Annotated in this window: 9 protein-coding genes; 6 read left to right on the top strand and 3 right to left on the bottom strand. The window is 69.3% G+C overall.

Going from position 1 to position 7,454, the window contains the following annotated elements:
• Nucleotides 1-35: 35 nt before the first annotated feature.
• Both Q0716_RS09355 and Q0716_RS09350 read left to right on the top strand, forming a co-directional pair.
• Nucleotides 36-395, top strand: a complete 360-nt coding sequence (locus Q0716_RS09355) for a hypothetical protein (RefSeq protein WP_299022448.1) — start codon at nucleotides 36-38, stop codon at nucleotides 393-395.
• 69 nt (nucleotides 396-464) lie between these two features.
• Complete coding sequence (locus tag Q0716_RS09350) at nucleotides 465-1,571, top strand: YeeE/YedE family protein (protein WP_299022442.1); 1,107 nt, start codon at nucleotides 465-467, stop codon at nucleotides 1,569-1,571.
• On the opposite strand, the gene Q0716_RS09345 is transcribed toward Q0716_RS09350, so the two are convergent.
• Entirely contained in the window at nucleotides 1,554-2,783 is a 1,230-nt protein-coding gene (locus tag Q0716_RS09345; RefSeq protein ID WP_299022440.1) for an MFS transporter, read from the bottom strand. The two genes, Q0716_RS09350 and Q0716_RS09345, sit on opposite strands and share 18 nt — an antisense overlap.
• Nucleotides 2,784-2,944: 161 nt before the next feature.
• Between Q0716_RS09345 and rplU the strand changes: the two genes are divergently transcribed.
• From rplU to proB, 4 genes are all read left to right on the top strand, one after another.
• Complete coding sequence (rplU, locus tag Q0716_RS09340; protein ID WP_068606890.1) at nucleotides 2,945-3,256, top strand: 50S ribosomal protein L21; 312 nt, start codon at nucleotides 2,945-2,947, stop codon at nucleotides 3,254-3,256.
• Between the two features lie 14 nt (nucleotides 3,257-3,270).
• The gene (gene rpmA, locus Q0716_RS09335) at nucleotides 3,271-3,528 is read left to right on the top strand and encodes a 50S ribosomal protein L27 (RefSeq protein WP_299022432.1); all 258 of its coding nucleotides are present in this window, start codon (nucleotides 3,271-3,273) and stop codon (nucleotides 3,526-3,528) included.
• 118 nt (nucleotides 3,529-3,646) lie between these two features.
• Nucleotides 3,647-4,762, top strand: coding sequence for an Obg family GTPase CgtA (cgtA, locus tag Q0716_RS09330; RefSeq protein WP_299022428.1), 1,116 nt, complete (start codon nucleotides 3,647-3,649; stop codon nucleotides 4,760-4,762).
• Between the two features lie 187 nt (nucleotides 4,763-4,949).
• Nucleotides 4,950-6,065, top strand: coding sequence for a glutamate 5-kinase (gene proB, locus Q0716_RS09325; protein ID WP_299022446.1), 1,116 nt, complete (start codon nucleotides 4,950-4,952; stop codon nucleotides 6,063-6,065).
• A gap of 47 nt (nucleotides 6,066-6,112) precedes the next feature.
• On the opposite strand, the gene Q0716_RS09320 is transcribed toward proB, so the two are convergent.
• Complete coding sequence (locus tag Q0716_RS09320) at nucleotides 6,113-6,595, bottom strand: CNP1-like family protein (protein ID WP_299022425.1); 483 nt, start codon at nucleotides 6,593-6,595, stop codon at nucleotides 6,113-6,115.
• Nucleotides 6,596-6,690: 95 nt separating this feature from the next.
• Entirely contained in the window at nucleotides 6,691-7,410 is a 720-nt protein-coding gene (locus Q0716_RS09315) for an RNA pyrophosphohydrolase (protein ID WP_299022422.1), read from the bottom strand.
• Between the last annotated feature and the right edge of the window lie 44 nt (nucleotides 7,411-7,454).

Genomic DNA, 7,454 nt, shown 5'->3' with positions numbered 1-7,454 from the left:
CAGGCGCTGGCCGCCGTGCTGGCACGGGGGGATACGTGAAGCCAACCGCGGCCACGCCGGCGCGCGTGGTGTGGATCGAACCCGACGCGCCACCCAAACCCGCCTGGGGCCAGCCCTGTAACGGCTGCGGTGTGTGCTGTCTGCTCGAGCCGTGTCCGGTCGGCATCGTGCTGAGTCGCCGCCGGTGCGGAGCGTGCGTGGCGCTGCGCTGGGTGGCGACCGAGCGGCGCTACCGCTGCGGGGTGCTGCACGACCCGGGCGCGTTGCTGGGCTGGGGGGACGGACGTATCGGGCGCTGGCTGACGGCGCGCGCGCAGCCATGGCTGGCGCGCTGGATCGCCGCGGGCAGCGGGTGCGACTGCGACGCCGCGGTCGAAAACCCGTCTCCGAGTTGATCCGCGTCAACACGGGCGTCGTGGTGCCAGCACACCATTCGAAGATTCGAATGGATCGATGGTGTCATCATGATCGACTGGACCGCGTGGATCGAGCGCTGGGGCGAGGCGGGGATATTGGCCGCTGGGGGCTTGGTGCTGGGCTTGGGGTTTGGGTTTTTCGGGCAGCGCTCCAAGTTTTGCCTGCGCGCAGCGGTCATCGAGTTTTGGCATCGGCGCTTTGGTGACAAGTTGGCGGTGTGGTTGCTGGCGTTTTCGACGGCCGTCGTGGCGGTGCAGTCGGCGGTGCTGCTGGGCTGGCTGGACGTCAGCAGCGCGCGCCAGCTGGCCACCCGTGGCAGCCTGTCGGGTGCGCTCATTGGCGGCCTGCTGTTCGGGCTGGGCATGGTGATGACGCGCGGCTGCGCCAGCCGCTTGCTCGTGCTGTCGGCCAACGGCAACCTGCGCGCCTTGCTGTCGGGATTGATCTTCGCCGTCACCGCGCAGGCCTCGCTGGGCGGGGTGCTGGCCCCGTGGCGCGAGGCCGTCGGCAGTTGGTGGGTCGTCGAGGGCGGACCATCACGCGATCTCCTGGCTTGGTTGGGTGGTGGGCCCTGGTTGGGGTTGCTGTTTGGATTGGTGTGGGCGGCTGCCGCCTTGTTTTTTGCCGTGCGCAGCGGCTGGGGGTTCTGGAAGTGGTTCGGTGGGGCCGCCACGGGCCTGATGGTCGCGCTGGCCTGGGTTTTTAGCTACCAGGTCATGACGCACTCGTTCGAGCCGGTGCAGATCCAGGGCATGACCTTCAGCGGCCCATCGGCCGAATGGCTGATGCGCGTGTTGGCCGAGCCCAACAAACCCTGGACCTTCGGGCTGGGGCTGATGCCGGGCGTCTTTCTGGGTTCGCTGGCCGGGGCGCTGGTCGGGCGTGAGTGGAAGTTGGAGGGCTTCGGCGGCGCCTATACCATGCCGCGCTACATCGTCGGCGCGGTGCTGATGGGCTTTGGCTCCATGCTGGCCGGTGGCTGTGCGGTCGGCGCGGGCATGACGGGCGGATCGATCTTTGCCCTGACGGCCTGGTTGACGCTCCTCGGCATGTGGGTTGGGGGCGGAATCGCCGATCGCCTGATCGACCGTCCCCAGCCCCGGGAGATGATGCCCACCGCCGGTGCTTTGGGCGACCTAGCCCGCGCGCCCTGACGTGCGCGCCCGCGCCAGCAGCACCAGACACACCAGTGCCACCGCGGTGAGCAGCGCCGGAAAGCCCACGCGCGGCGCCCACTGCAGGGCTGCGCCCGCCAGCGACGGCGCCAGCACCCCGCCCAGCGTGTAGGCCATGACCAGCACGGCGGTGCTGTTGACCAGTGTGACGCCGCGTTCGCGCGCGCCGATGTCGATCATGGCCAGCGTGTACAAGCAACCCCCAGCGCCGCCCCATAGAAAGGCTACCGGCCACGCCAGCCAAGGCGTGCCCGCCACCCAGGGGATGATCAGGGTGGCCACCAGCGTGACGGCCGCGCACACCCGCATCAGCTGCAGCCGGGCACCGCCCGCGCCGCCGCGCCGCCCGGGCCTACGCCCCATCCGGTCGGCCAGTGCCCCGGCGGGCAGCATCCACATCGCGCTGCCGAGTCCACTGGCAGACACCAGCAGCGCCGCCGCGGCCGCCCCCAGCCCCAGCGCCACGCCGTACAGGGGCAGGATCGAGGTCAGTCCGCTTTCGAAAAAACCGCCGCAAAAACCCGCCGCCATGATGACGGGGTGCGCCCGCAGCGCCGCCCACACGCCACGCCAGCCCACGTGGGCGTCGTGCGCGTCGGGCTCGGGCGGCAGCGGGGGCACCCGCAGCGCCCAGCCCAGCCCCACGGCCAGCAGCGCCACCGATAGCCACAATGCCTGCGGGCTGGACGGCCCGACGGCGGCCAGCAGCAAAGGCCCGATGACGAAGGTCGCCCCCACCATGGTCTCGAACAGGCCCACCGCTCGCCCGCGCAGGTGAGGCGGGGCGAACTCGGCCACCAGCGCTTCGGCCAACACCCAGCGCAGCCCGGACGCCATGCCTGCGAGCATCTTGAGGCCAAACCACAACGCCAGCGCTGCCGAGCCCTCCAGCGGCAACCCGTAGCCGATGCCCGCCACCACTGGCACGGCGCCCGACAGCCACAGCGCACGCCGCCGCCCAAGTGCGCGCGTCAGCGCCGAGGCAAACGGCGTCACCAGCAAAATGCCCACCCAGGCGCTGGCCGCGAACAGGCCGATGAGCGCCGTGGGGGCTTGCTGCTCGCTCAGGCGCAGAATCAGCCACGGCGTGAGCATGAAATAGCCCACCAGCTCGAAAAAGGTGGAACCGAAAATCGCGATCAGCCCGCGTGGTGACGGTGACGCGGCCGAAGCCGGGGACACAAGGGACATGTCGATGGCAGTGTGGGGCAGTCGTGGGGAAGGGGGCTTGGCAGCAAACGATGGGATTCTGTACAATTGCGGGTTCGGCGCTTTGGCGTCGAGTGTATCTGTCCTCGTTGCCCGGGGCGAATCCGGGGCGTTGCGGGGCGTTTTCAGCAAAGAGGTAACCTATGTACGCGGTCATAAAAACCGGCGGCAAGCAGTATCGCGTGGCTGCCGGCGAAAAAATCAAAGTAGAACAGATCGCTGCGGACGTAGGCCAAGAGATCGTGATCGACCAGGTGTTGGCCGTGGGCAACGGCGCGGACATCCGGGTGGGCACCCCCTTGGTCAGCGGCGCAACGGTCACGGCCACGGTCGTGTCGCATGGTCGGGGTGAGAAGGTGCGCATCTTCAAGCTGCGTCGCCGCAAGCACTACCAAAAGCGCCAAGGCCACCGGCAAAACTTCACCGAGCTGCAAATCGGCTCGATCAACGTCTGACGAGGTGACCCACCATGGCACAGAAAAAAGGCGGCGGCTCCACCCGTAACGGCCGCGACTCCAAGCCCAAGATGCTGGGCGTGAAGGTGTATGGCGGCCAGGACGTCAGCGCCGGTGCGATCATCGTGCGCCAGCGCGGCACCCAGTTCCATCCCGGCACCGGCACCGGTATCGGCAAAGACCACACCATCTACGCCACCGTGGCGGGCAAGGTCGAGTTCGCCGTCAAGGGCGCGCTCAACCGCAAGGTGGTCAACGTCATTCCCGCCTGACGTGCCAGCGTGGCTTTAGGGCACACGCCCTGCGGGCCACGGCGGGCCTCAGGTCATGTTCCGGCACGGGCCCGCGGTTGCGGGCCCTTGTCGTTTCGCGGTCGGCGCAGGAGTCGTCATGAAATTCGTCGATGAAGCCACGATCGACGTCGCCGCTGGCGACGGTGGCAACGGCTGCGCGTCGTTTCGCCACGAGAAGTTCAAGGAATTCGGCGGCCCCGACGGCGGCGACGGCGGCCGCGGCGGCCACGTCTGGGCCATTGCCGACGAAAACCTCAACACCTTGGTCGACTACCGCTACACGCGCCGCTTCGAGGCGCAGCGCGGCGAGCACGGCAAAGGCTCGGACATGTTCGGCGCCAAGGGCGAGGACATCGTGCTGCGCATGCCGGTCGGCACCGTCATCAGCGATGCCGAGACCGGCGAGGTGTTGTTCGAGCTGCTGCAGCCGGGGCAGAAGGTGCTGCTGGCCAAGGGTGGTGACGGCGGCTTTGGCAACCTGCACTTCAAGAGTTCCACGAATCGCGCACCGCGCCAAAAAACGCTGGGGCGGCCCGGCGAGCGCCGCAGCCTCAAGCTCGAGCTCAAGGTGTTGGCTGACGTCGGACTGCTGGGCATGCCCAATGCGGGCAAATCGACCCTGATCGCGGCCGTCTCCAACGCGCGGCCCAAGATCGCCGACTACCCCTTCACCACCCTGCACCCGAACCTGGGTGTGGTGCGCGTCGGGCCCGAAAAGAGCTTCGTCATCGCCGACGTGCCCGGGCTGATCGAGGGCGCGGCCGAAGGCGCGGGGCTGGGGCATCAGTTCTTGCGCCACCTGCAGCGCACCCGGCTGCTGTTGCACATGGTCGACCTGGCGCCGTTCGACGACACGGTCGACCCGGTGGCGCAGGCGCGCGCCATCGTCGCGGAACTCAAAAAGTACGACCCCCAACTGGCGGCGAAGCCGCGCTGGCTGGTGCTCAACAAGCTCGACATGGTGCCGCCGGAGGAGCGCGAGGCGCGCGTGCGCGACTTCGTGCGCCGGTTGCGCTTCCGTGGCCCGGTGTTTACCATCTCGGCGCTCACGCGCGAAGGCTGCGAGCATCTCATGCTCAAGGTGTACGAGTATCTGGCCGCGCAGCGCGAAGCGCAGGCGCCGCCGGTCGAGGTCGATCCGCGCTTCGACGCCCATCGCCAGGACGCCGAGCCGACCCCGGCGCACGGCGACGACCCGCGTTTTCGCGCCTGAGGTTGCCGTCGTACTCTCTCCACGGATCGTTCACTGCTGCCTCACCGTTTGCCCGCGTTTGCCCGCCCCGATGATGCCGACCGCCCCCACCGCCGAAGCCGTGTCCGTTTCCCACGCCAGCCCGAACTCGCCGCAGGCGCACTCGGCCACCACGGGGCTCGCGCTGCCGCAGCGGGCCCCACAGGAGGTGCTGCGCGCGGCCCGCCGCATCGTCGTCAAGGTGGGCTCCAGCCTGGTCACCAACGAGGGGCGTGGCTTGGACGCGCAGGCCATCGGCCAGTGGTGCCGCCAGCTCGCGGCCCTGGTGCGCGACGGCCGCGAGGTCATCATGGTCAGCAGCGGGGCGATCGCCGAGGGCATGAAGCGCCTGGGCTGGGCTACGCGCCCCAAAGAAGTGCACGAGCTGCAGGCGGCGGCCGCGGTAGGGCAGATGGGGCTGGCCCAGATGTACGAGACGCAGCTGCGCGCCCACGGCGTGGGCAGCGCGCAGGTGCTGCTGACGCACGCCGACTTGGCCGACCGCGAGCGGTACCTGAACGCCCGCTCGACGCTGCTGACGCTGCTGCGGCTGGGGGTGGTGCCGGTCATCAACGAAAACGACACCGTCGTCAACGACGAAATCAAGTTTGGCGACAACGACACGCTGGGCGCGCTGGTGGCCAACCTGGTCGAGGCTGATCTGCTCATCATCCTGACCGATCAGCGTGGGCTGTACACCGCCGACCCGCGCAAGGACCCAACGGCGGCGTTTGTGGACGTGGCGCGGGCGGGCGACCCCGCGCTGGAAGCCATGGCCGGTGGTGCGGGCAGCCGCGTGGGCACGGGCGGCATGATCACCAAGATTCTGGCCGCCAAGCGTGCGGCGGGTTCGGGCGCGTCGACCGTGATTGCCTGGGGACGCGAGCCCGACGTGCTGCTGCGGCTGACGGCGGGCGAGCCGATCGGCACCTGTCTGGTCGCCGACATGCCCAAGCAGCAAGCGCGCAAGCAGTGGATGGCCGATCATTTGCAACTGCGCGGCGCCGTCACGGTCGATGCCGGTGCGGTGGCCAAGCTGGTGCACGAAGGCAAGAGCCTGTTGCCGATCGGCATGACGGCGGTGGAGGGCGACTTCCACCGCGGAGACGTGATCGCGGTGCGCGCGCCCGACGGACGCGAGATCGCGCGCGGGCTGGCCAACTACGCGGCCGCCGAGGCGCGGCTGCTCTGCCGTCGTTCGTCGGCGGAGTTCGATCGCCTGCTCGGTTACGCGGCTGAGCCGGAGATGATCCACCGCGACAACTTGGTGGTCACCGCGCGCTAAATCCGCGCCGCGCTGGTTCCGCGCCGCGCTGGTGCGGCAGCCGTCCGTCAGCGCTCGGGCTTGCCGTGACGCAGCGCGCGCAGCATGTCGGCCGGACGCCCGTTGGGCGTGGTGCCATCGCAAAAGCCACCGCGCGCCAGCGCCACCGCCGGGCGCGAGGCAAACTCACCCCCTAGATTGCGCCACTCGGCGCCCGGGCTGGTGCGCCACTCGGCGGGCGGCCCGGGGTTCCAGTGCGCATACGTCTTGACCTGGGCGCTGGCGCAGCGTAGCCCCTCATACCAGGCGTTGAGGGCGCCGCTGGCGTTTTGCGCCACGATCACATAGCGGATGACGCCGTCCGGGCCCAGCGTGACCGATGCGGGATCGACGCCGAAGCGCAATTGGCTGTTGACCGAAACCTCGAACGGCACCAGCCCCTCGGTGCGCAGCGGTGGCGGTGGCGGCGTGTCGGCCTCGCGCCAGTCACGGTGGACGTCGCTGAGCCATTGCGCTGCCGCGCTGCCGCAGGTGGCGAGCCCAACCAGCACGGCCAGCCAGCGGCGTAGCGAGCCAGGCGCAGAAGCGAAGCGCGGATGCGGGGATCGAGGGAGTAAGCGCACGGTGTCAGGGAAGGGCGTGGTGGTCAGCGCCGCGAGGGCGCGCTCGGGAACGGAGCGGGAACCGAATCTCCCGCATCGGCGGCCGCCGGTTGCGGGTCGAAACTGGCACCCGGGGGCAGTTCCAGATGCGTGGGCATGGCCAGCTGGGGCGGCAGCGCCCGCGGGCGGCGCGCGCCATCGGCACCCTTGGGCGCGGGCCCGGCCCGGGGGCGCGCATTGGAGCGCAGGTAGCGGTTGCGGGGGCCGCGCGGATCGGCCCCGATCGGCCCCGGTGGTGGCAGGTAACGCGCCAGTTCCTGTAGCGCGCGCTGATAGACGTCGCGCTTGAACTCGATGACGCTGTCCAGCGGCACCCAGTAGTCGTTCCAGCGCCAGGCGTCGAACTCGGGGTGATCGGTGGCGCGCAGATTCAGGTTCCAGTCGCCGCTGACGAGCCGCAGCAAAAACCAGATTTGCTTCTGTCCCCGGTAGTGGCCGCGCGATTCGCGGCGGATGTAGCGGTCCGGCACCTCGTAGCGCAACCAGTCGCGCGTGCGCGCGATGACGGCCACGTGCTCCGGGCGCAGTCCGATCTCCTCGTGCAGTTCCCGGTACATGGCCTGTTCCGGGGTCTCGCCGCGGTCGATGCCGCCTTGCGGAAACTGCCAGGAGTGGGTGCGGATGCGCTTGCCCCAGAACACCTGGTTCTTGTGGTTGAGCAAGATGATGCCGACATTGGGCCTGAAGCCGTCTCTGTCAAGCATAATCGACCCCAATTCTTGAAACTGTCCCGATTATGCAACGCGGG

The organism is uncultured Tepidimonas sp. (assembly GCF_938045175.1).
Lineage (GTDB): Bacteria > Pseudomonadota > Gammaproteobacteria > Burkholderiales > Burkholderiaceae_C > Tepidimonas.
This window is presented reverse-complemented; position numbering and strand designations above follow the sequence as displayed.

Bases quoted from the DNA above. Each gene is read 5' to 3' on its own strand.
- Q0716_RS09350 (WP_299022442.1), top strand. From the start codon at position 465: ATGATCGACTGGACCGCGTGGATCGAGCGCTGGGGCGAGGCGGGGATA.
- Q0716_RS09345 (WP_299022440.1), bottom strand. From the start codon at position 2,783: ATGTCCCTTGTGTCCCCGGCTTCGGCCGCGTCACCGTCACCACGCGGG.
- rplU (WP_068606890.1), top strand. From the start codon at position 2,945: ATGTACGCGGTCATAAAAACCGGCGGCAAGCAGTATCGCGTGGCTGCC.
- rpmA (WP_299022432.1), top strand. From the start codon at position 3,271: ATGGCACAGAAAAAAGGCGGCGGCTCCACCCGTAACGGCCGCGACTCC.
- cgtA (WP_299022428.1), top strand. From the start codon at position 3,647: ATGAAATTCGTCGATGAAGCCACGATCGACGTCGCCGCTGGCGACGGT.
- Q0716_RS09315 (WP_299022422.1), bottom strand. From the start codon at position 7,410: ATGCTTGACAGAGACGGCTTCAGGCCCAATGTCGGCATCATCTTGCTC.